This is a genomic window from Streptomyces sp. NPDC005799 (genome assembly GCF_040630525.1).
Classification (GTDB): domain Bacteria; phylum Actinomycetota; class Actinomycetes; order Streptomycetales; family Streptomycetaceae; genus Streptomyces; species Streptomyces griseorubiginosus_B.
Map to the genome: position 1 here is coordinate 22374 of NZ_JBEXXQ010000001.1, position 21986 is coordinate 44359.

Consider the following 21986-nt stretch of genomic DNA (forward strand, 5'->3'; position numbering starts at 1 on the left):
TCCCTCCCCGTCACATCCGGAAGACGCCGAACTGGGGGTCACCCAGGGGCGCGTTGGCACAGGCGGTCAGCGCGAGGCCCAGCACCTGCCGGGTCTCCAGCGGGTCGATCACGCCGTCGTCCCAGAGGCGGGCGGTGGCGTAGTAGGCGTTGCCCTGGCGCTCGTACTGCTGGCGGATCGGCGCCCTGAACGCCTCTTCCTCCTCCGCCGGCCATTCCTCGCCGCGCGCCTCCAACTGGTCCCGCTTGACCGTCGCGAGGACGGAGGAGGCCTGCTCGCCGCCCATGACGGAGATCTTGGCGCCGGGCCACATCCACAGGAAGCGGGGGGAGTAGGCCCGGCCGCACATCGAGTAGTTGCCCGCGCCGTACGAGCCGCCGACGACGACCGTCAGCTTGGGCACGCGCGTGCAGGCCACCGCCGTCACCATCTTGGCGCCGTGCTTGGCGATGCCGCCCGCCTCGTAGTCCCTGCCGACCATGAAGCCGGAGATGTTCTGCAGGAACAGCAGCGGGATGCCGCGCTGGTCGCACAGCTCGATGAAGTGGGCGCCCTTCTGGGCGGACTCGGAGAACAGGATGCCGTTGTTGGCGACGATGCCGACCGGGTGGCCGTGGATCCGGGCGAAGCCGGTCACCAGGGTCTGCCCGAACTCCGCCTTGAACTCCGCGAACCGCGAGCCGTCGACCACACGCGCGATGATCTCGCGGACGTCGTAGGGGGTGCGGGGATCCACGGGCACGGCGCCGTAGAGGCCGTAGGGGTCGACCTTGGGCTCGACGGACGGCACGACCTCCCAGGGCAGGGGTCCGCGCGCGGGGAGCGTCGAGACGATGTTCCGGACGATGCGCAGCGCGTGCGCGTCGTCCTCGGCCAGGTGGTCCGTCACACCGGAGACCCGGGAGTGCACCTCGCCGCCGCCCAGCTCCTCCGCCGTGACGACCTCGCCGGTGGCCGCCTTCACCAGAGGCGGGCCGCCCAGGAAGATGGTGCCCTGGTTGCGCACGATCACGGCCTCGTCGCTCATCGCCGGGACGTACGCCCCGCCCGCCGTGCACGAGCCGAGGACCGCGGCGATCTGAGGGATCCCGGCGCCGGACATCCGCGCCTGGTTGTAGAAGATCCGTCCGAAGTGCTCGCGGTCCGGGAACACCTCGTCCTGCATCGGCAGGAACGCGCCCCCGGAGTCGACCAGGTAGACGCACGGCAGCCGGTTCTCCAGGGCCACCTCCTGGGCGCGCAGGTGCTTCTTCACCGTCATCGGGTAGTACGTGCCGCCCTTGACGGTGGCGTCATTGGCGACGATCACGCACTCGCGCCCGCTCACCCGCCCGATCCCCGCGATCACACCGGCCGCCGGGGCCGCCCCCTCGTACATCCCGTCGGCGGCCAGGGGAGCCAGCTCCAGGAAGGGCGACCCCGGATCGAGGAGCGTGTCCACCCGGTCGCGCGGCAGCAGCTTGCCGCGCGCGGTGTGCCGCGCCCGCGCCTTCTCGCCGCCGCCGAGCCGGGCCGCGGCCAGCTTGCCGCGCAGCTCCTCGGCGAGCGCCCGGTGCGCCTCCTCGTTGGCCCGCCAGGCCTCCGACGCGGGGTCGGCCGCGCTGTGGAGCTCCGGTGCCTCGTGCATCCTTGCGGTCCCCTCACCCAGTGATCGCCTGTTAATGAGCGTTAACCATCTCCTCCAGGTTAACGACCGCTAACCTCCCTGTCTAGAATTGCCTCCATGGCCACCAGAACCGACGCCCCCACCCGCCGCGAGCAGATCCTCAAGGAGGCCGCGCGGCTGTTCGCCGAGCGCGGTTTCCACGGGGTCGGGGTCGACGAGATAGGCGCCGCCGTCGGCATCAGCGGCCCCGGTCTCTACCGTCACTTCGCGGGCAAGGACGCGATGCTCGCCGAGCTGCTGGTCGGCATCAGCGGGCAGCTCCTGACGGGGGCGAAACGGCGGCTGCAGGAGGCCGACGGGGTGGCCTCGGAGGCGGTCCTCGACTCGCTCATCGAGGGGCACATCGACTTCGCGCTCGACGACCGCCCCCTGATCACCCTGCACGACCGCGAGCTGGACCGCCTCCGGGACAGCGACCGCAAGCTGGTGCGCCAGCTCCAGCGGCAGTACGTGGAGCTGTGGGTGGAGGTGCTGCGCGAGGTCTACCCCGGGCTCGCGGAGCCGGCCGCCCGCTCGGCCGTGCACTCGGTCTTCGGGCTGCTCAACTCCACCCCGCACCTGGGCCGCCCCGGTTCGCTGCCGGGCCGGGACGCGACCGCGCAGCTGCTGCACCGGATGGCGAGGGGGGCGTTCGCGGCGGCCGGTACGCAGTGAGCGGTGCGTCCGTGTCCCCAAGGGCAACGGGTGCGTCGGTGTCCCCAGGGGCGGATGAGTCGTCGTACTCATGCCGGGCGGGCCGTCGGCGGGTGATCGTGGAGGCGTCGCCTCACCGACCCTGACTGCGAAGGGCTCTTCCATGGACCTGCTCCGCCCCTCCCTGGACAACTGGATCTCGCGGACCTACCTGGCCGTCGTGGCCCTCACGCTGGTCTTCGTCGGCGTCGACACCCTGTTCGTGTCCCACGCGGACGCCTCGATGTCCGCCGTCGTGCCCGTCCTCCTGACTGCGCCGGAGAGCCTGGTGCTCCTGCTGACCCCGGACGGCGTGGACGGCTGGGCCTTCGGTGTGGCCTACGTGGCGGTGATCGCCGTCTCGGCCCTGGCGAACGCCGCCTTCCTCGGCGCACTGCTCCGCCGCCTCCGGTCCTCAGCGACGGCGTGACGAGCGTTACGGTCCGACTCCTCTGGACGGGTGAACGTACTCGCCGGTACCGTAATCTTCTGAGCAAGCGCTTAGCCATCGGACCGCAACCATCAATTGAGCAACCCCGACGGCGAGCAACCAGGTACGCGAGAGCGGCGCCGGTTTAGGCGCAGAGAAGGGCGGTGGCGGCGGTGCGCCGTACGGTGTTCAACGAGGATCACGAGGCGTTCCGGGAGACCCTCCGGGCCTTCATCGAGGCAGAGGTCGTCCCGGTCTACGACGAGTGGTTCGCGGCCGGCCAGGCGCCGCGCGACTTCTACTACAAGCTCGCCGAGCTCGGCGTCTTCGGCATCCGCGTCGACGAGGAGTACGGCGGCGCAGGCATCGACTCGTACAAGTTCGAGGCCGTGATGTACGAGGAGACCGCGCGCGCGGGCGTCCAGTTCGGCGGCTCCGGCGTGCACGTGCTGCTCGGCCTGCCGTACATCAAGATGCTCGCCACCGACGAGCAGAAGAAGCGCTACCTGCCGAAGTTCGTCACCGGCGAGGAGATGTGGGCGCTGGCGATGACCGAGCCGGGCACCGGCTCCGACCTCGCGGGCATGAAGACCACCGCCAAGCTCTCCGAGGACGGCACGCACTACGTCCTCAATGGCGCCAAGACCTTCATCACCGGTGGCGTGCACGCCGACCGCGTCATCGTCTGCGCCCGCACCTCGGCGCCCACCGCTGAGGACCGCCGCTTCGGCATCTCCCTGTTCGCCGTGGACACCAAATCCGAGGGCTACTCCGTCGGCCGCAAGCTCGACAAGCTCGGCCTGAAGACCTCCGACACCGCCGAGCTGGCGTTCGTCGACGTGAAGGTCCCGGTCGAGGATCTGCTCGGCGAGGAGAACAAGGGCTTCTACTACCTCGGCCACAACCTCGCCTCCGAGCGCTGGGGCATCGCCTTCGGCGCCTACGCGCAGGCCAAGGCCGCCGTCCGGTTCGCCAAGCAGTACGTCCAGGAGCGCAGCGTCTTCGGCAAGCCGGTCGCCTCCTTCCAGAACACCAAGTTCGAACTGGCCGCCTGCCAGGCCGAGGTGGACGCCGCCGAGGCGGTCGCCGACCGCGCGCTCGAGGCCCTCGACGCCGGTGAGCTCACCCCGGCCGAGGCCGCCAGCGCCAAGCTGTTCTGCACCGAGGTCGCGCACCGCGTCATCGACCGCTGCCTGCAGCTGCACGGCGGCTACGGCTTCATGAACGAGTACCCGATCGCCCGCCTGTACGCGGACAACCGCGTCAACCGCATCTACGGCGGTACCAGCGAGATCATGAAGACGATCATCGCGAAGGACATGGGCCTGTAAGGCCCCCGCAATTACCGGCCCGTAGAAAAGGTGCCATGAACGAGGCACTCCAGGACCTCCTCGATCTGCTCGACCTCGAGCAGATCGAGGAGGACATCTTCCGCGGCCAGTCCCGGTCCGCCGTCGTCCCGCGCGTCTTCGGCGGACAGGTCGCCGCCCAGGCGCTGGTCGCGTGCGGGCGCACGGTCCCCGCGGACCGGCTCGCCCACTCCCTGCACGCGTACTTCCTGCGGCCCGGCGACCCGGGCGCGCCCATCGTCTACACCGTGGAGCGCATCCGCGACGGCCGCTCCTTCACCACCCGCCGGGTGGTCGCGGTCCAGCACGGCCGGCCGATCTTCTCCCTGTCGGCGTCCTTCCAGACCTACGAGGACGGCCTCGACCACCAGACCCCGATGCCGCCCGCGCCCGACCCGGTCACCCTGCCCACCTCGCAGGAGCGGCTGCGCGGCTACGACCACCTCGACCCGGGCATCGTGGAGAAGTTCCTGCAGGCCCGGGAGGCCATCGACCTGCGCTACGTCGAGGAGCCGCCGTACGGGAAGTACGGCGAGCCGCGCGAGCCGCACTCCCAGGTCTGGTTCCGCACCAACGGCAAGCTCGACGACGACCCGCTGCTCCATGTCGTCCTCGCCACCTACGTCTCCGACATGACCCTGCTCGACTCGGTCCTGCTCGCGCACGGCCGCGGCGGCTGGGCGGTGGGTGACGTGGTGGGGGCCTCCCTGGACCACGCCATGTGGTTCCACCGCCCGTTCCGCGCCGACGAGTGGCTCCTGTACGACCAGGAGTCCTCCTCGTCGTACGGTGGCCGTGGCCTCGGGCAGGCCCGCATCTACACGCAGGACGAGCGGCTGGCGATCTCGGTGATCCAGGAGGGCGTGGTCCGCGTCCCCCGCTGACGGCGGACCGTCAGGCCAGGCCCGCCTCCGCCAGCAGGAACGCGGTCATCGGGTCGTAGTGCCGGGGGCTGACCACATGGTCGTCGAGGGGGACCGTGACCTGCAGGGTTCCCTCCGACTCGCCGAGGAAGAGGGCGGGGTCGTTGCAGTCGGCGTAGCCGACCGAGTCGACCCCGTGCTGTCCGGCGTACCCCGCCCAGCCGTGGTCGGCGACCACCAGGTCGGGCAGCGGGCGTCCCTCCCGCTCCAGCGCCGTGAGGATCGCCTTCATCGGCTCCGGCGAGTGGGTGTGCCACAGCGAGGCGCCGTGCTCCAGCACCGCCACGTCCGCGAACTGCACGACGTACCCCTCGTCCGTCTGCAGTCCCTCCGGGATGACGACGATCTCGCAGCCGGCGCCGCGCAGGGCGTCCGCCGTGGCGCGGTGCACGTCGAGCAGGCCGCCCGGGTGGCCGGTGGCGAACAGCACCCGCTGCTGCCCCTCGGCCGCCTTGCGCAGCCGACCGGCCAGCCGCTCCAGGGCGGCCACCGTCAGCTCGGGGTCGATGGTGTCCTGGCCGTACCGGTATTCGGGGTCGTCGTTCACGCCGACCCGCTCCGCCATCACCGCGAGCACGTCCTGCTCGTCGCTCCAGCGGTCGCCGAGCTCCAGCCCGAGCCAGTAGTGGCGGTCGCCGTTCGCCAGCCTGCGGTAGTGGCTGAGATTGTTCTCGCGGGGCGTCGCGACGTCGCCCGCGATACGGGTCCGGACGAGGTGGTCGACGAGCTCGGCGCGGCTGGGAGTCCCGGGTATCGGCATGTCTCCCATTGTGAGGCAGCCGCCCGTGCCGGTCCCTGGTGTCCCGCACGCTGGGACGTGGGTCACGTACTCAGGGTCGGTGAGCCGTCGTACCTATCCGAGGTGTGCGCCCATTGACATCCTCCCTCTCTTTCAAAAAAGAGGGATTCCAACCCACGTGGGTTGAGGTTCACGGGCGCTCGAACGGCTGGTGGCCGCTGTCACCCCTCCGGTACCGGCTGTCTGCCGGGGGCGGGGGATCCCGCCCTGTCCTACCGCGACGTTGTTTGCTGCGTTCTCATCCGCGTTGCAGGTGAAGCCGCAGGATACGCAGACGAAGTCGGCTTGGCTCTTGCGCGACTTCTTCTCGATCCATCCGCAGGCACTGCAGCGCAGGGAGGTGTAGGGGGCAGGAACGTCCTCAACGCGGCCCGGGGCCTTGTGCTCAGTGCGTTGCCGGAGGAGGCCCCAGCCCTGAGCGAGGATCGACCGGTTGAGCCCGGCCTTCTGCTTGATGTTCTTGCCGGGTTGGTCGGCTGTCCCTCTGGCGGAGACGGTCATGTTCTTGATGTTCAACTTCTCGAATCGCACCAGGTCGTAGGTGCGGGCGAGCATGGTCGAGGACTTCTCGCACCAGTCCTTGCGCCGGTCGGCCTCGCGGGCCTTGAGCCTGGCAACCTTCGCGTACTCGGCGGTCTTCTGCGGGCTCTCCTTCTTTGCTCTGGCAGCGCGCCGCTGATGTTTGCGGATCTGTGCCCGCTCCTTGGCCGTGAGCTGTGGGCAGTTCAGCTTCCGTCCGTCCGACAACGCGGCAGTGATCCGCACGCCGCGGTCGATGCCGATGACCTCGCCCGAGCCCGGTGCCTCGATCGGCCCGGGGATGCCGGCGAACGCGATGTGCCATCGTCCGTGGCGGTAGGTGACGCGGAACGTCTTTGCTCTCGGCAGCTCGCTGCGGGTGAGACGAAACCGCACCCACCCGCAGCCGGGGACCTTCACCTGTGCCCATCGTCGGTTGAGTTTCTGCACCACCACCGAGCGGCTCATGACCTGCTTGCCGGTCTGTGGTTTGAGTTTTGCCGTGCCATCGTCGTTGAACTCCGGCACCCGATCCGTACCGATGACACGAAAGCCTTCATGGCGGTACTTCCTGCGCCAGGTCGGCTCACCGAATCCGCACGTGAACTTCGCGTCCTTGGCTCTGGCGAAGTCCTTGAGTGCCTGCTGCTGCACATCGGCGTTCCCGGCTCCGAGCCACGCGTTCTCCCGGCGGGCTTCGGTGAGTTGGCGGCACTGCTCGGCAAAACCAGGGGCAGCTCTCCGCCAGCGCTGCCAGTGAGAGTGCTGCTCGACGGCGAGATTCCACACATACCGGGCGTGCGTGCAGTGCGTGAGCATTTGCTGCTCCTGCTGCGACGTCGGGTACATACGGAACCTGGACATGGTCTCAATCTAGCTCAAGAATGGGACCATGAAGCATGTGAATCTCAGACTCCCTGACGATCTCCACGAAAAGGCTCGGGATGCGGCCGAAGCAGACGACCGTTCCCTGAACTCCTGGCTGGTCGCCGTTGTGCGACGCGCTGTCCAGGCCGACGAGGAGCCGAATGGCGCTCGGCGGTGATTCAGGCACCCCTGGGTGTGCCAGGCGTCGTGGACGTTTCCTTCACTCTGTCGCGCCCTGCTGTACAAAACGTCTAATTCTCGGCCGCTTTCCGTCTGTCTACTGTCGCAGGGGCCAGCTGTTCGCGGATGCGGGCGGATGCAGTCGACGCGACTGCCGAGATATCGAACCTTTATTCGAACCGGCGCGGGGCCCCAGTAGAGTCGTACATACGCGATGAAGCGTAGGAAAGAAGGCAATACCCCATGAGCAGCAACGAGACGCCCCGCGGCCCCGTCGACTCCTCCCGGATCCCGCGGTACGCCGGGCCCGCCACCTTCGCCCGGCTGCCCCGCCTCGACGAGGTCGGCCGTACCGATGTCGCCGTCGTCGGGGTGCCGTTCGACTCGGGTGTCTCCTACCGGCCGGGCGCCCGCTTCGGCGGCAACGCGATCCGCGAGGCGTCCCGGCTGCTGCGGCCCTACAACCCGGCGCAGGACGCGTCCCCGTTCGCCCTGGCGCAGGTCGCGGACGGCGGGGACATCGCCGTGAACCCCTTCAACATCAACGAGGCCGTCGAGACGATCGAGGCCGCCGCCGACGAACTCCTCGGCACCGGCGCCCGCTTGATGACCCTCGGCGGCGACCACACCATCGCGCTGCCGCTGCTGAGGTCCGTCGCCAAGAAGCACGGCCCGGTCGCGCTGCTGCACTTCGACGCCCATCTCGACACCTGGGACACGTACTTCGGCGCCGAGTACACGCACGGCACGCCGTTCCGCCGGGCGGTGGAGGAGGGCATCCTCGACACCTCGGCGCTCTCCCACGTCGGCATCCGCGGCCCCCTGTACGGCAAGCAGGACCTCACCGACGACGAGAAGATGGGCTTCGGCATCGTCACTTCGGCGGACGTCTACCGCCGTGGCGCCGACGAGGTGGCCGACCAGCTGCGGCAGCGCATCGGCGACCGTCCCCTCTACATCTCCATCGACATCGACTGCCTGGACCCGGCCCACGCGCCCGGCACCGGCACCCCCGAGGCGGGCGGCATGACCTCCCGCGAGCTGCTGGAGATCCTGCGCGCTCTGGCCTCCTGCCACCTCGTCTCCGCCGACGTCGTCGAGGTGGCCCCGGCGTACGATCACGCGGAGATCACGTCGGTGGCCGCGTCCCACACGGCGTACGAACTGACCACGATCATGACCCGCCAGATTGCCGAGGCCCGCGCGAAGTGACCCACGACCACGACCTGGAACTCCGCCCGACACCGGCCCAGACGGAGGCCGCGCTGAACCCTCCTCCCGGCCGCAACGGCGGGGACCTGGTCGTGGAGACGCTGGCCGGGCTCGGCGCGACGACCGTTTTCGGGCTGCCCGGTCAGCACGCGCTCGGCATGTTCGACGCGCTGCGCCGCTCCGACCTGCGGTACGTCGGTCTGCGGGTGGAGAACAACGCGGGGTTCGCGGCGGACGCGTACGGCCGGATCACCGGCGAGGCGGCCCCGCTGCTGCTGTCGACGGGCCCGGGCGCGCTGACCTCGCTCGCCGCGCTTCAGGAGGCGGCCGCGGCCTCGGCGCCCGTGCTGGCGATCAGCAGCCAGATCCCCACCGCCGGTCTGGGCGGCGGCCGCCACGGCTATCTGCACGAACTCCCCGACCAGGCGGCCTCGTTCCGGGGCGTGGTCAAGTCCGTCCACACCGTGCGCACCCAGTCCCAGATTCCGTCCGCGATCGCGGCGGCCTGGAAGTCGGCGCTGACGGCCCCGCACGGCCCGGTGTGGGTGGAGATCCCGCAGGACGTGCTGCTGGCCCGGACGCCGGTCCCGGTGGTCACGGCGGTGGACGCGACCCCGGACGACCTTCCCCCGCGCCCCGAACTCACCGCCGTGGCGGCCGACTTGCTGTCCCGGGCCGTCCGTCCGGCGATCATCGCGGGCGGGGGAGTCGTCCGCGCGGACGCGTCCGGCAAGCTCAGGCAGCTCGCGGAGACGCTTCAGGCGCCCGTCGTCACCACTCCCGGCGGCAAGGGCGCGTTCCCGTGGAAGCACCCCCTGTCCCTCCAGTCCTGGATCGAGGACCGGCACACCACGGACTTCCTCGAGGACGCCGACGTCGTGCTGGTGGTCGGCTCCGGCCTCGGTGAACTCTCCTCCAACTACCACACGTTCGCGCCCCGTGGCCGGCTGATCCAGATCGAGGCGGACCTCGGCAAGCTCGAGTCCAACCACCCGGCGCTGGGCATCCACGCGGACGCGCGCCTCGCGTTGCAGGCGTTGCTGGAGACGGTGTCCCCGAGGGAGGACGCCGGAGCGCCCGAGCGGGTCCGTACGGTCCTGGCGAAGGTCTCCGACCGTATCGCCGCCCAGGAACTCACCCTGGAACAGGACGTGTTGGCGTCGGTGCGCAAGGCGCTCCCCGCCGGCTCCCCGTCCTTCTGGGACATGACGATCCTGGCGTACTGGGCCTGGTCGGCGTTCGACGCCAAGGGCCCCAACCGCATGCACTCCGCGCAGGGCGCCGGCGGCCTCGGCTACGGCTTCCCGGCGGCCCTGGGCGCGGCGGCCGCGGACCCGACGACCCCGGTCCTCGCGGTCTCCGGGGACGGCGGAGCCCTGTACTCCGTCGCCGAGTTGGCGACCGCCCGCCAGTACGACCTGAACGTCACCTGGCTGATCGTCGACGACGGCGGCTACGGCATCCTCCGCGAGTACATGACGGACGCCTTCGGTGAGGCCACGGCGACGGAACTGACCCGCCCGGACTACGTGGCCCTCGCCGAGTCCTTCGGCGTCCCGGGGATCCGCACGACCCCCGAGACCCTCGAAACCGACCTGACGAAGGCCCTCAGGTCACCGGGCCCTTCGGTGGTCGTACTCCCGGCGGTGCTGCGGATGTTCGCGGCGACGCATCTGTGATGCGGCCATAAGACCCCGCTCGTGCGGCGCCGTCCTGCCGCGGAGGCACCCGTCCACGACGAGGCCCTGCGACGCACCCCCTACCAGATCGCGTCCACCCACTCCGGGTGGTCGATGAACGGGTTGCGGTTGTGCTGGTAGGTGTCGTAGATGACCTGGTTGCGGTTCTCCTCGAAGGCGCTCGGCGGGTCCTCGTCGTTCCACTGCTTGAGGACCGAGAGTTTGCCGATGTAGGGGTTGGAGCCGTTGTTGACCTTGTCGTCGGGCTCCAGGTCGGCGAAGCCGTCGTCGCCCTCGTAGCGGACGGCCATGTAGAGGATCATGCGGGCCACGTCGCCCTTGACGGCGTCGCGCGGCTCGAAGGAGTCCGAGTCGACCTTGCTGCCACCGCTGTTGGTGAAGGTGGACCCGCCCTCGTCGAAGTCGAGGTTGCCGCGCTTGCCGTTGACCGCCACGTCCTCGGGGCGAATGTGGTGCAGATCGGTGCCGGGGCCGGTCGAGGTGGTGAGGTCGCCGTGCGAGATCGCCCAGACGTGCTCGCGGTTCCAGTCGCCGCTGTCACCGCCGTTGAGGGACTTGCTGCGGGAGATGCCCGAGTACAGCAGGATCACGTTGTTGCTGTTGTTCGGGTCCTGGTCGGTCTTCTTCAGGGCGTCCCACAGCGCAGAGTACGACAGCTTCGTCACGCCCGAGCTGATGATCGTGTGCAGGGACGACTTCAGGCTCGTGCCGGTCTTGCCGATCGCGTTCTTGTAGTACGTCGAGTCGTACGCGGTCGTCGTGGCGGCGGCCGGGGTGGCCGTCAGCGCCGGGGCCGCGAGGCCCACCATCACGGCGGCGGTGGCCAACGCCACCGACTTCCATCGCTGTACGCGTGTCACCGGCATTAAGGTTGTCCCATCTACGCGGGTTGAATGGAGGCGGCAAGAGGGAGAGTGACATGGACATGAGGTCTTGTCGATGAACAGGACGTTAAAAAGGGAAGTAAAGAACGGCCCCCGACCAGGGGGTCGGGAGCCGTTCGGGGTTGGTCTGCGTCAGCTGACGTCGGACGGGTCCAGGCGGTAGAGCGACGCGGTGCTCGTGCTCGACGTGGAGGTCGAACTCTTGCTGTACGCGCTCGCCTTCACCGCCGTGCCGTGCTGCTTCACCCAGGTGGACACCTGCGTGCTGAGGGTGTTGCCGCCGCCGGGGCCGCCCATACCGCCGCCCATGCCGCCGCTGCCGATCTGGATGTAGTGCAACTCGCCCTTCTTCACGAGCTCCTTCAGCTTGGCCACCGTCATCGCGTTGTCGGAGCCGGTGAAGCCCCACATGGAGATGACCGGTTTCCGGGCGCTGAGCTCGATCTGCGCGGCGCTCTGCGAGTTGGAGACCGCGAGCAGCCACTTGGCGCCGTCCTGGTGCTTCTTCAGGTACGAGATGAGCTCGCCGTCCGCACCGCCCATACCGCCGGGCCCGCCGCCCGCGCCGCCGCCGAAGCCGCCGCGCTGTCCGGCCGTACCACCGCTCTCGGCGGTGCCGCCAGGTGCCGAACCGCCGTTGCCACCGGTGCCGCCCGGAGCCGTACCGCCCGCCGTGCCGGTGCCGCCCGGAGCCTGGCCGGTGCCGCCCGCCTGGGGGAGTTCGCCGTTTCCGCCGCCCGGCGTCATCTGCCCGCCGCCCGGCAGCTCACCGTTCTGGCCCTGCTGTCCGCCCGGGAAGCCGCCCTGCGCGTCACCGTCGGCCTGGTTGCCGCCGCCCGGCAGCTCGCCGCCCGCCTGGCCGTTGCCGCCCGGCGTCTCGCCGCGCCCCGGGAAGCCGCTCCCGCCGCGCATGCCGCCGGGGCCGCGTCCCATGCCGCCGCCCGTGGAGGGGCCGGCCGTGGGGTTCGTGCCGCCCATCATGCCGCCGGAGGAACCGAAGGCGGGCGACGCCGCGTACGCCGTCGGGCCCGCCAGTGCCGCGACCAGAGCCGCCGCCAGCGAGGCCATGAGCAGCCGGACTCGGTCGCCGGAGCGGAAGACCAGCATGCCCACGATGCCGGCCACCGTCAGGACGCCGATCGTCGGCCACAGCCAGGTGTTCCAGCCGGAGGCGCGGCGCAGCAGGGCGATGGCCCAGATGCCGGTGATACCGAAGGCGGCCGGGAGAACCCATACCCAGCGCTTGTCGCGGCGGAAGGCGTCCAGCAGCATCACGCCACCGCCGCCGCACAGCGCCGCGATGCCCGGGGCGAGCGCGGTGGTGTAGTAGGGGTGCATGGTGCCCTGGGCGGTCGCGAAGATCACGTAGTGCAGCAGCGTCCAGCCGCCCCACAGCACCAGCGCCATCCGCCGGAGGTCGGTGCGCGGGGCGCGCCCGCACAGCACCAGACCGCCGACCAGGGCGATCGCGGAGAAGGGCAGCAGCCAGGAGATCTGGCCGCCGAGGATGTCGTTGAACATCCGGCCGAGGCCCGAGGAGCCGGAGAAGCCGCCGCCCCCGCCTCCGCCGCCCCCGCCGTTGCCCTCGCCGCCGAAGACACGGCCGAGACCGTCGTAGCCCATGATCAGGTCCCAGGCGGAACCGTCCGTGGAGCCGCCGATGTAGGGCCGGTCGGAGGCCGGGACCAGGGAGACGGCGATCGCCCACCAGAAACTGGAGACAGCCAGGACGGCCGCGGCGAGCAGCAGGTTGACGATCCGCTTCGCCCAGGACGCCTTCGACGCGTACAGGTAGAGCGCGAAGACGGCGGGGAGAGCGATCCAGCCCGCGAGCAGCTTGGTGTTGAAGGCGAGACCGAAGCAGGCCGCCGAGCCGAGCAGCGGCAGCAGCCTGTCGTCACGGGTGGCGCGGAAGGCGAGGGCCGCGCCCGCGACCATGAGGAACACCAGGAGGGTGTCGGGGTTGTTGTCGCGGTTGATGGCGACGGTGATCGGGGTCAGCGCCAGCACCAGCGCGGCGACGGTCGCCGCGCCGTGACCCCACACCCGCTTCACGGTGGAGTGCAGGATCCAGATCGTGGCGAGGGCCGCCAGGATCTGAGGCGCCATCATCTGCCAGGTGCCGAAGCCGAAGAGACGGCACGACAGGCTCATGATCATGGTCGCGAACGGTGGTTTGTCGACGGTCAGGAAGTTGCCGGGGTCCAGCGAACCGAAGAACCAGGCCTTCCAGCTCTTCGTGCCGGCCCAGATGGCACCGCTGTAGAAGGTGTTCATGCTGGATCCGGACAGGTTCCAGGCGTACAGGACCGCCGCCAGGACCAGGATCGCGATCAGGGCGGGCAGCGACCAGCGCGGTGCCCGGTCCGGCGGCGCCGCGGGCGGGGCGGGCGGCGGCCAGTCGGCGGACACGGGCTCGGTGTGGGGGTGCGGATCGGTGGCAGATGTCACCCGGGCATCGTGCGGAGGGGGAGTGGGTGCGGGCTGTGCCGAAGCTGGCCCCCGGCTGTGAATCGGCCAAGGGGGCGGTAACGCCTTGGGCGCACTTTGCCCAACGGAGCCCGCGCGTACAACCTTTCGGGCAAAGCCGAGCGTCAACAGGGGCATGACACCAGGGAAATCAACCAGACGCGCCAGAGCGCTCGCCACGGGGGCCCTCGGGCTCGGCGTGCTCATACCCGGCGTGGCCGCCGCCTCGCCCGCCGCGGCCGCCACGACACCCACCGTCAGCTGCACGTCCGCCCGGGCGGGCCTGGCCACCAAGCTCCAGAAGGACATCACCGCCGCGCTCGCCGGCCGTCAGGGCACCGTCGCGGTCGGGCTCTACGACCGCTCCACCAACACCACGTGCTCGCTGCGGGCCACCTCCTCCTACGACTCCGCCAGTGTCGTCAAGGTGACCGTCCTCGCCACGCTGCTGTGGGACGCGAAGAAGCACAACCGGTATCTCACCGACACCGAGACCTCGTTGGCCAAGGCCATGATCACCAAGTCGGACAACGACGCGACCAGCAGGCTGTGGAAGCAGCTGGGCCTGACGAAGATCAAGGGCTTCCTGAGCGCCGCCGGCATGACGAAGACCGTCCCCGGCGCGAACGGCTACTGGGGTCTGACCCAGATCAACGTCACCGACGAGCAGAAGCTGCTCAAGCTGCTCACGGCGAAGAACGCGGTGCTCAGCGACAACGCCCGTGCCTACATCCTGAAGTTGATGGGCCAGGTCATCTCCTCGCAGCGCTGGGGCACGCCCTACGGCACCCCGTCCGGCGTCTCCTGGCACGTCAAGAACGGCTGGCTGCAGCGCTCCACGCACGGCTGGCGGGTGCACAGCGTCGGCACCTTCAACGGCGGCGGCCACGACTACATGATCACGGTGCTCACCTGGGGCAACAGCACCATGAACTACGGCATCTCCACCATCCAGGGCGTGGCGAAGGTCATCCACAAGGACCTGGCGGCGGCCTGACACGTTCCCGCCCGCCGCGTCTCCGCCCGGAGGGGGCGCTCCGGCGCTCCGCGACCAAGGCTCCCCACGCTTGCGTGAGGGACCTCGCGGGCCGCGCGGCCAGCCCGACGGCGGACGGCGGGAAGTGTCCGGCCGTCCTGCCACGAGTTGACGCCCTCCGTCGCCCACGGGTGGCGCGCATGCGCCTGAGAGCCGTACTCGCGACCGTTACGGTGGCCCTGGTGGCGGTGGCATCTCGCCTTGCCGGTGGGCGGCGGGATGTGTCCGGCCGCGCTGCGGTGAGTTGACGTCCGCTGGTCTCCCGCGTGTCACCGGCGGCGCCTACGGTGGCGCGCATGCGCCTGAGAGCCGTACTCGCGACCGTCACCGCGGCCCTGGCGGCGGCCACCACGCTGACCGCCGCCGGGCCCGCCCCGGCCACCCCGCGGACGAGCCACGCCTGTTCGCCCTCCGTCTCGATCGACCGCTTCTCCGACGCGCTGGACAAGACGACGTACGACGGCACGTTCGTCGGCAACTTCTCCGCGCTCGCGGTGGACAAGGACGGCTCGATCGCCGCCCTGGAGGACCGTTCCTCCCTCTTCGACCTGGACGCGAGGACGCTCCGGCCGAAGCGGGTCGTCCAGCTCGCCGACGAGAAGGGGGCCGCGCTGGACAGCGAGGGTCTCGTCGTCGACCGGGACGGCACCCGTCTGATCACCTCGGAGACCGAGCCGTCCGTGCGCCGTTACGGCACCGACGGCGGGATCCTCGACCGGCTCCCGGTCCCGTCCGACCTCCTCGTCGCCCCCGCCGGACGCGCCACGTCCAACCAGACCTTCGAGGGCCTGACCCTCCTGCCCGGCGGCCGCACCCTGCTCGCCTCGATGGAGAACGCGATCTCCGGCGACTCCACCGACATCGTCCGCTTCCAGACCTGGACCCGGATCAAGGGCGCCCCCTTCCGTCTCGCCGCCCAGTACGCCTACCGCGTCGACGCGGGCCTCGGCGTCCCCGAGGTCCAGGCCACCCCCGACGGCCGCCTCCTCGTCCTGGAGCGCGGCTTCACCGCCGGCGTCGGCAACACCGTCCGCCTCTACCTGGCCGACCCCCGCCACGCGACGGACACCAGCGGCATCGAGAACCTGACGGACCAGCCGGGTGTGCGGCTGATCAGGAAGACACTCCTCGCCGACATCGCCGACTGCCCGTCCCTCGGCGCCACCGCGAAGCAGCCCCAGCCGAACCCGCTCCTCGACAACATCGAGGGGATGACCGTGACGGGGTACTCGAAGGGCCGCCTGAAGGTGCTCCTGGTCAGCGACGACAACCAGAACGCGGCGCAGACCACCCGCTTCTACTACCTGCGGCTGCGCGTCCGACCCCTCCCATTTGTTGCGGAGGGATGAAATCCGCTTCGTCTCGTGTTGGTGCCTTCCGGTAGATCAGGACGATCGGAGGGCACCCGCGTGAGCGAGCAACGGGGATGGGCACGGCGACTGGCCGGATACGCGTGGCGGTATCCGAAGGACGTCGTGCTGGCCCTCGGGTCCTCCCTGGGGGGCATGGCCGTCACCGCGCTCGTCCCCCTCGTCACCAAGGTGATCATCGACGACGTGATCGGCGATCACAGCCGGGGCATGGCCCCCTGGGCCGGGGCGCTGGTCGGTGCCGCCGTCCTCGTCTACGTCTCCACCTACGTCCGCCGCTACTACGGCGGCCGTCTCGCCCTCGACGTTCAGCACGACCTGCGGACCGAGATGTTCGAGACGATCACCCGGCTCGACGGGCGACGGCAGGACGAGCTGTCCACCGGGCAGGTCGTGGGGCGCGCCACCAGCGACCTCCAGCTGATCCAGGGGCTGCTCTTCATGCTCCCCATGACCATCGGGAACGTCCTGCTCTTCCTGATCTCCCTGGTCATCATGGCCTGGCTGTCGCTGCCGCTCACCCTCGTCGCCCTCGCCGTCGCCCCGGCCCTGTGGTGGATCGCCAAGCGCAGCCGCTCCCGGCTGCACCCCGCCACCTGGTACGCGCAGGCCCAGGCCGCCGCCGTGGCCGGCGTGGTCGACGGAGCCGTCAGCGGCGTACGCGTGGTGAAGGGGTTCGGGCAGGAGGAGCAGGAGACCGGGAAGCTCCGGGAGGTCGGGCGGCGGCTGTTCGCCGGGCGGCTGCGGACCGTACGGCTGAACAGCACGTACACCCCCGCTCTCCAGGCCGTCCCCGCCCTCGGCCAGGTCGCCATGCTGGCGCTCGGCGGCTGGCTCGCCGTGCGCGGTCACATCACCCTCGGTACCTTCGTCGCCTTCTCCACCTACCTCGCCCAGCTCGTCGGCCCGGTCCGCATGCTGGCGTTCGTCCTCACCGTCGGACAGCAGGCCCGCGCCGGCACCGAGCGCGTCCTGGAGCTGATCGACACCCGGCCGACCATGACGGAGGGCACGAAGGAGCTGCCCGCCGACGCGCCCGCGACCGTCGAGTTCGACGGCGTCTCCTTCGGCTACGACCACGAGCGGCCCGTCCTGCAAGGACTGAGCTTCGAGATCCGCCCGGGGGAGACCCTCGCGGTCGTCGGTTCCTCCGGCTCCGGAAAGTCCACGGTCTCCCTCCTCCTCCCGCGCTTCTACGACGTCACGCACGGGGCCGTCCTGATCGGCGGGCACGACGTCCGCGAGCTGACCTTCGACTCGCTGCGGGCCGCGATCGGGCTGGTCCCCGAGGACTCCTTCCTCTTCTCCGACACCGTCCGCAACAACATCGCGTACGGCCGCCCGGACGCCACGGACGAGGAGGTCGAGGCCGCCGCCCGCGCCGCCCAGGCGGACCGCTTCATCAGGGAGCTGCCCAAGGGCTACGGCACCAAGGTCGGCGAGCACGGCCTCACCCTCTCCGGCGGCCAGCGCCAGCGGGTCGCCCTCGCCCGCGCGATCCTCACCGACCCCCGTCTCCTGGTCCTCGACGACGCCACCTCCGCCGTGGACGCCCGCGTCGAGCACGAGATCCACGAGGCGCTGAGGCACGTCATGCGGGGCCGTACGACCCTGCTCATCGCGCACCGCCGTTCCACCCTCAACCTCGCCGACCGCATCGCCGTCCTCGACGGCGGGCGCCTCGCCGACCTCGGCACGCACGAGGAGCTGCAGGAGCGGTCCGCGCTCTACCGCCGTCTGCTCACCGACCCCGACGAGCTCGGCGGTGTCTCGCCCGGCCACGCCCGGCCCGCCCAGCCCGCCGAGGACACTTCCGTGCGGGACGAGCTGGACGCCGAGTTCGACGCCGAGCGCGGGGTGACCCCGCGGCTGTGGACCGGCGACCGGCAGCCCAAGGACCACGCGCTGTCCGGGATGCCGGCCACCCCGGAACTCCTCGCGCAGGTCGAGGCGCTGCCGCCGGCGACCGACACCCCGGACATCGACGAGGCGCGGGCGGTCAGGCCCGAGGACTCCTACGGGCTGCGCAGGCTGCTGCGGGGCTTCGGACCGCCCCTGCTGATCAGCCTCGGGCTCGTCGCCGTCGACGCCGGGATGGGCCTGCTGCTGCCCGTGCTGATCCGGCACGGCATCGACAAGGGCGTCAACGCCCTGGCCCTCGGCGCGGTCTGGTCGGCCTCGCTGCTCGGGCTGCTCGCGGTCGCCGCGCAGTGGGCCGCGCAGGTGGGGGAGACCCGGATGACCGGCCGCACCGGCGAGCGGGTCCTGTACTCGCTGCGGCTGAAGATCTTCGCCCAGCTCCAGCGGCTCGGCCTCGACTACTACGAGCGGGAGCTGACCGGCCGGATCATGACCCGGATGACGACCGACGTCGACGCGCTGTCCACGTTCCTGCAGACCGGGCTGGTCACCGCGTTCGTCTCCGTCGTCACCTTCTTCGGCATCCTGGTCGCCCTGCTGGTGATCGATGTCCAGCTCGCGCTGGTCGTCTTCGCCACCCTGCCGCCGCTGGTCGTCGGCACGTACTTCTTCCGCCGGGCGAGCGTGAAGGCGTACGAACTCGCCCGTGAGCGCGTGTCGTTGGTGAACGCCGACCTCCAGGAGTCGGTCTCCGGGCTGCGGATCGTGCAGGCCTTCTCGCGCGAGCGGGACGGCGGGGCGCGGTTCACGGAGCTCAGCGACAGCTACCGCCGGGCGCGGGTGCGCGGGCAGTGGCTGATCTCGATCTACTTCCCGTTCGTGCAGCTGCTGTCGTCGGTGGCCGCGGCCGCCGTGCTGATCGCCGGTGCGGGACGGATCGACGACGCCACGCTCACGACCGGCGCGCTGGTCGCCTACCTGCTCTACATCGACCTGTTCTTCGCGCCGGTCCAGCAGCTCTCCCAGGTCTTCGACGGCTACCAGCAGGCCACCGTCTCCCTCGGGCGGATCCAGGAACTGCTGCGCGAGCCGACCTCCACCAAGGCCGCCGACGAGCCCCTCGAAGTCCGCTCGCTGCGCGGCGACATCGCCTTCGAGGACGTGCACTTCGCCTACGGCGACGACGAAGAGGCCCTGTCCGGCGTCGAGTTGACGATCCCGGAGGGCCAGACGGTCGCGTTCGTCGGCGAGACCGGCGCCGGCAAGTCGACGCTGGTGAAGCTCGTGGCGCGGTTCTACGACCCCACCGGCGGCCGGGTGACGGTCGACGGCACCGACCTCCGGGCCCTGGACATCACCTCCTACCGCCACCGGCTCGGTGTCGTCCCGCAGGAGGCGTACCTCTTCCAGGGCACCGTCCGCGACGCCATCGCCTACGGCCGCCCCGAGGCGACGGACGCCGAGGTCGAGGCGGCGGCCCGGGCGGTCGGCGCGCACGAGATGATCGCCACCCTCGACGGCGGCTACCTCCACGAGGTCGCCGAGCGCGGCCGCAACCTCTCCGCCGGCCAACGCCAGTTGATCGCGCTGGCCCGCGCGGAACTCGTCGACCCCGACATCCTGCTCCTCGACGAGGCGACCGCCGCGCTCGACCTGGCCACGGAGGCCCAGGTCAACCAAGCGACCGACCGCCTGGCGGGCCGCCGCACCACCCTCGTCGTAGCCCACCGCCTGACCACGGCAGCCCGCGCGGACCGGGTGGTGGTGATGGACCACGGGCGGGTGGTGGAGGACGGTACGCACGAGGAGCTGATCCGACTCGGCGGCCGCTACACAGAGCTGTGGCGCACGTTCGTCGGAGAGGACGAGCCTCTGGCCGCCTGACCGCCTGGCGGCGATGTTCCCCGAACTGCCCGCCCAGGTGAGCCGCCGGACGGAGTCCGGCCAGTCGTCCGAGGCCCGGGAGGCCCAGCCGGACGCGGAGGAGGCGGTCGGGGTCACGGGGTGGGGCTGTGCTGTCTGTTCGCTGTTGATTCGCTGTCGGTTCCCTGACGGGCGTGCAACCATCCGACATACGTCCGGCGTCCGTACACCCGTACGCTCTTTGTCGGTCGTAGGGGAGGGACGACAGTGGACTCTGGTGCGATACGGCGCCGGATCGCGCTCGGCATGGCCGTGGTGACCGCGTCCGGGGCACTCGCGCTCGCCGCGTCGGGCAGCGCGCACGCCGATCCGTACTGCTCCGGGCGCAAGGTGCGGGACCTGACGTTCTCCACCGGTGTCGTGCACGTCTACAAGGCCGACGGCTACGTCTGCGCCGTGACGTTCCCCAAGCACGCCTCCACCGCCAAGCGCTCCATGTCGGTCAGCGTGCAGGCCCGCGGCAACCGTCCGGTCGTCGACAGCGGACGGTACAGCCACCACGCCGGACCGGTCACGGTGCACGCCGGACACCGCTGCGTGCGGATCAAGGGCTCGGTGGAGGGCGGATCCGTGAGCTCGGGCTGGATCCTTTGCTGAGTCACGGGAAACCCACAAGTATTTCTTGAACTCCCCTGGTGCGTCCGCCCGTTGCGACGCTAGCGTCCGGCGGACATCTGTACTCACAGGGGAGGGTGCATGCGCAAGGCGCTCAGATGGCTGCTCGCGTTCGCCGTGCTCATAGGCACGTTGAGCACGGCGGGAGCGGCCACCGCCGCCCAGCCGGCGGCCACGGGGACGAAAGCGGCGACCGACATCAAGGACCGGTTGCTCGCCATCCCGGGCATGAGCCTGATCGAGGAGAAGCCGTACCACGGATACCGCTTCTTCGTCCTCAACTACACCCAGCCGGTCGACCACCGGCATCCGTCCAAGGGCACCTTCCAGCAGCGGATCACCGTACTGCACAAGGGGGTCGACCGCCCGACCGTCTTCTACACCGGCGGCTACAACGTCTCCACCACACCGAGCCGCCGCGAGCCGACCCAGATCGTGGACGGCAACCAGGTCTCCATGGAGTACCGCTTCTTCACCCCGTCCCGGCCGAACCCGGCCGACTGGTCCAAGCTGGACATCTGGCAGGCGGCGAGCGACCAGCACCGCGTCTTCAAGGCGCTGAAGTCGGTCTACCCCAAGCGCTGGATCTCCACGGGCGGTTCGAAGGGCGGCATGACCGCCACGTACTACGAGCGCTTCTACCCGCGCGACATGGACGGCGTGGTGGCCTACGTCGCCCCGAACGACGTCGTCGACAACGAGGACTCCGCCTACGACCGCTTCTTCACCGGCGTCGGCACCAAGGAGTGCCGCGACCGGCTGAACGCCGTGCAGCGCGAGGCGCTGGTGCGCCGGGAGCCGCTGGAGAAGAAGTACGCGGCGTACGCGGCCGAGAACGGCTACACGTTCACGACCATCGGCAGCCTGGACCGCGCCTACGAGGCCGTCGTCCTCGACTACGTCTGGGGCTTCTGGCAGTACAGCCTGCTCTCCGACTGCGCCACGATCCCGGCGGACGCCAAGCACGCCACCGACCAGGCCATCTGGGACTCCGTCGACACCATCTCCGGGTTCTCCTTCTACACCGACCAGGGCCTGGAGCCGTACACGCCGTACTACTACCAGGCCGGCACCCAGCTGGGCGCGCCGACGATCCACTTCCCGTACATCGAGAAGAAGTACGTCCGCTACGGCTACCAGGCGCCGCGGAACTTCGTGCCGCGGTCGATTCCGATGCGGTTCCAGCCGGGGGCCATGCGGGACGTCGACACCTGGGTGCGGCACCACGCCCACCACATGCTCTTCGTGTACGGCCAGAACGACCCGTGGGGAGCGGAGCGCTTCCGTGTCGGCAAGGGCGCGAAGGACGCGTACGTCTTCACCGCGCCGGGCCTCAACCACGGGGCGAACGTCGCCGGTCTGGTCCCGGACCAGAAGGCGCTGGCGACGCAGCGGATCCTGGACTGGGCGGGGGTGGCGGACGAGACACCGGTCGCCAAGCCGCTGGCCCGGTTCGACCGGAAGCTGGACGTGCGGGACGTGGAGCGCGAGCCCGCGCTGCGTCCCTGACGC

General features: G+C 70.4%; 17 protein-coding genes. 12 read left to right on the top strand and 5 right to left on the bottom strand.

Annotation, left to right across the window (positions count from 1 at the left end):
- Positions 1 to 10: 10 nt before the first annotated feature.
- A complete protein-coding gene (locus ABZ453_RS00105; RefSeq protein WP_359009940.1) occupies positions 11 to 1627 on the bottom strand; it encodes a carboxyl transferase domain-containing protein in 1617 nt (538 codons plus the stop codon).
- Positions 1628 to 1723: 96 nt separating this feature from the next.
- Between ABZ453_RS00105 and ABZ453_RS00110 the strand changes: the two genes are divergently transcribed.
- The 4 genes from ABZ453_RS00110 to ABZ453_RS00125 all read left to right on the top strand — a co-directional run bounded on the left by ABZ453_RS00110 (position 1724) and on the right by ABZ453_RS00125 (position 5001).
- Positions 1724 to 2320 (top strand): TetR/AcrR family transcriptional regulator, encoded by a 597-nt coding sequence (locus ABZ453_RS00110; protein ID WP_359009942.1) that lies wholly within the window; start codon positions 1724 to 1726, stop codon positions 2318 to 2320.
- Positions 2321 to 2462: 142 nt separating this feature from the next.
- The gene (locus ABZ453_RS00115; RefSeq protein WP_359009944.1) at positions 2463 to 2768 is read left to right on the top strand and encodes a hypothetical protein; all 306 of its coding nucleotides are present in this window, start codon (positions 2463 to 2465) and stop codon (positions 2766 to 2768) included.
- Between the two features lie 173 nt (positions 2769 to 2941).
- The gene (locus ABZ453_RS00120; RefSeq protein WP_359009946.1) at positions 2942 to 4099 is read left to right on the top strand and encodes an acyl-CoA dehydrogenase family protein; all 1158 of its coding nucleotides are present in this window, start codon (positions 2942 to 2944) and stop codon (positions 4097 to 4099) included.
- 35 nt (positions 4100 to 4134) lie between these two features.
- Positions 4135 to 5001 carry an acyl-CoA thioesterase II gene (locus ABZ453_RS00125; RefSeq protein ID WP_359009948.1) on the top strand — a complete coding sequence of 289 codons (867 nt, stop codon included), beginning with the start codon at positions 4135 to 4137 and terminating at the stop codon, positions 4999 to 5001.
- 10 nt (positions 5002 to 5011) lie between these two features.
- On the opposite strand, the gene ABZ453_RS00130 is transcribed toward ABZ453_RS00125, so the two are convergent.
- Both ABZ453_RS00130 and ABZ453_RS00135 read right to left on the bottom strand, forming a co-directional pair.
- A complete protein-coding gene (locus ABZ453_RS00130; RefSeq protein ID WP_359009950.1) occupies positions 5012 to 5800 on the bottom strand; it encodes a phosphatase in 789 nt (262 codons plus the stop codon).
- Between the two features lie 132 nt (positions 5801 to 5932).
- The gene (locus tag ABZ453_RS00135) at positions 5933 to 7222 is read right to left on the bottom strand and encodes a transposase (RefSeq protein WP_359009952.1); all 1290 of its coding nucleotides are present in this window, start codon (positions 7220 to 7222) and stop codon (positions 5933 to 5935) included.
- A gap of 28 nt (positions 7223 to 7250) precedes the next feature.
- Between ABZ453_RS00135 and ABZ453_RS00140 the strand changes: the two genes are divergently transcribed.
- The 3 genes from ABZ453_RS00140 to ABZ453_RS00150 all read left to right on the top strand — a co-directional run bounded on the left by ABZ453_RS00140 (position 7251) and on the right by ABZ453_RS00150 (position 10296).
- The gene (locus tag ABZ453_RS00140) at positions 7251 to 7403 is read left to right on the top strand and encodes a YlcI/YnfO family protein (RefSeq protein ID WP_359009954.1); all 153 of its coding nucleotides are present in this window, start codon (positions 7251 to 7253) and stop codon (positions 7401 to 7403) included.
- 245 nt (positions 7404 to 7648) lie between these two features.
- Entirely contained in the window at positions 7649 to 8617 is a 969-nt protein-coding gene (gene speB, locus ABZ453_RS00145) for an agmatinase (RefSeq protein ID WP_359009956.1), read from the top strand.
- The gene (locus tag ABZ453_RS00150) at positions 8614 to 10296 is read left to right on the top strand and encodes a thiamine pyrophosphate-binding protein (protein ID WP_359009958.1); all 1683 of its coding nucleotides are present in this window, start codon (positions 8614 to 8616) and stop codon (positions 10294 to 10296) included. The genes speB and ABZ453_RS00150 overlap by 4 nt, the downstream gene beginning before the upstream one ends.
- An 80-nt stretch (positions 10297 to 10376) precedes the next feature.
- Here the strand turns inward: ABZ453_RS00150 and ABZ453_RS00155 are convergent, their stop codons facing one another.
- Positions 10377 to 11183: an endonuclease gene (locus tag ABZ453_RS00155; protein ID WP_359009960.1), complete on the bottom strand. Its 807-nt coding sequence runs from the start codon at positions 11181 to 11183 to the stop codon at positions 10377 to 10379.
- Positions 11184 to 11333: 150 nt separating this feature from the next.
- Entirely contained in the window at positions 11334 to 13652 is a 2319-nt protein-coding gene (locus tag ABZ453_RS00160; protein ID WP_359009962.1) for a glycosyltransferase family 39 protein, read from the bottom strand.
- A 154-nt stretch (positions 13653 to 13806) separates the two neighbouring features.
- On the opposite strand from ABZ453_RS00160, the gene ABZ453_RS00165 reads away from it, so the two are divergent.
- The 5 genes from ABZ453_RS00165 (at position 13807) to ABZ453_RS00185 (ending at position 21983) form a co-directional block, all read left to right on the top strand.
- Positions 13807 to 14667 carry a serine hydrolase gene (locus ABZ453_RS00165; RefSeq protein ID WP_359009964.1) on the top strand — a complete coding sequence of 287 codons (861 nt, stop codon included), beginning with the start codon at positions 13807 to 13809 and terminating at the stop codon, positions 14665 to 14667.
- A gap of 335 nt (positions 14668 to 15002) precedes the next feature.
- Entirely contained in the window at positions 15003 to 16055 is a 1053-nt protein-coding gene (locus tag ABZ453_RS00170; RefSeq protein WP_359009966.1) for an esterase-like activity of phytase family protein, read from the top strand.
- 60 nt (positions 16056 to 16115) lie between these two features.
- Positions 16116 to 19820, top strand: coding sequence for an ABC transporter ATP-binding protein (locus tag ABZ453_RS00175; RefSeq protein ID WP_359009968.1), 3705 nt, complete (start codon positions 16116 to 16118; stop codon positions 19818 to 19820).
- Positions 19821 to 20066: 246 nt separating this feature from the next.
- A complete protein-coding gene (locus tag ABZ453_RS00180; protein ID WP_359009969.1) occupies positions 20067 to 20456 on the top strand; it encodes a hypothetical protein in 390 nt (129 codons plus the stop codon).
- A gap of 99 nt (positions 20457 to 20555) precedes the next feature.
- A complete protein-coding gene (locus tag ABZ453_RS00185) occupies positions 20556 to 21983 on the top strand; it encodes a S28 family serine protease (RefSeq protein WP_359009971.1) in 1428 nt (475 codons plus the stop codon).
- The last annotated feature ends 3 nt before the right edge of the window (positions 21984 to 21986 follow it).

Excerpts from the sequence above, each read along its gene's own strand:
- ABZ453_RS00135 (WP_359009952.1), bottom strand. The coding sequence starts at position 7,222 with ATGTCCAGGTTCCGTATGTACCCGACGTCGCAGCAGGAGCAGCAAATG.
- speB (WP_359009956.1), top strand. The coding sequence starts at position 7,649 with ATGAGCAGCAACGAGACGCCCCGCGGCCCCGTCGACTCCTCCCGGATC.
- ABZ453_RS00115 (WP_359009944.1), top strand. The coding sequence starts at position 2,463 with ATGGACCTGCTCCGCCCCTCCCTGGACAACTGGATCTCGCGGACCTAC.
- ABZ453_RS00110 (WP_359009942.1), top strand. The coding sequence starts at position 1,724 with ATGGCCACCAGAACCGACGCCCCCACCCGCCGCGAGCAGATCCTCAAG.
- ABZ453_RS00105 (WP_359009940.1), bottom strand. The coding sequence starts at position 1,627 with ATGCACGAGGCACCGGAGCTCCACAGCGCGGCCGACCCCGCGTCGGAG.
- ABZ453_RS00140 (WP_359009954.1), top strand. The coding sequence starts at position 7,251 with ATGAAGCATGTGAATCTCAGACTCCCTGACGATCTCCACGAAAAGGCT.
- ABZ453_RS00130 (WP_359009950.1), bottom strand. The coding sequence starts at position 5,800 with ATGCCGATACCCGGGACTCCCAGCCGCGCCGAGCTCGTCGACCACCTC.
- ABZ453_RS00185 (WP_359009971.1), top strand. The coding sequence starts at position 20,556 with ATGCGCAAGGCGCTCAGATGGCTGCTCGCGTTCGCCGTGCTCATAGGC.
- ABZ453_RS00165 (WP_359009964.1), top strand. The coding sequence starts at position 13,807 with ATGACACCAGGGAAATCAACCAGACGCGCCAGAGCGCTCGCCACGGGG.
- ABZ453_RS00125 (WP_359009948.1), top strand. The coding sequence starts at position 4,135 with ATGAACGAGGCACTCCAGGACCTCCTCGATCTGCTCGACCTCGAGCAG.
- ABZ453_RS00170 (WP_359009966.1), top strand. The coding sequence starts at position 15,003 with ATGCGCCTGAGAGCCGTACTCGCGACCGTCACCGCGGCCCTGGCGGCG.
- ABZ453_RS00155 (WP_359009960.1), bottom strand. The coding sequence starts at position 11,183 with ATGCCGGTGACACGCGTACAGCGATGGAAGTCGGTGGCGTTGGCCACC.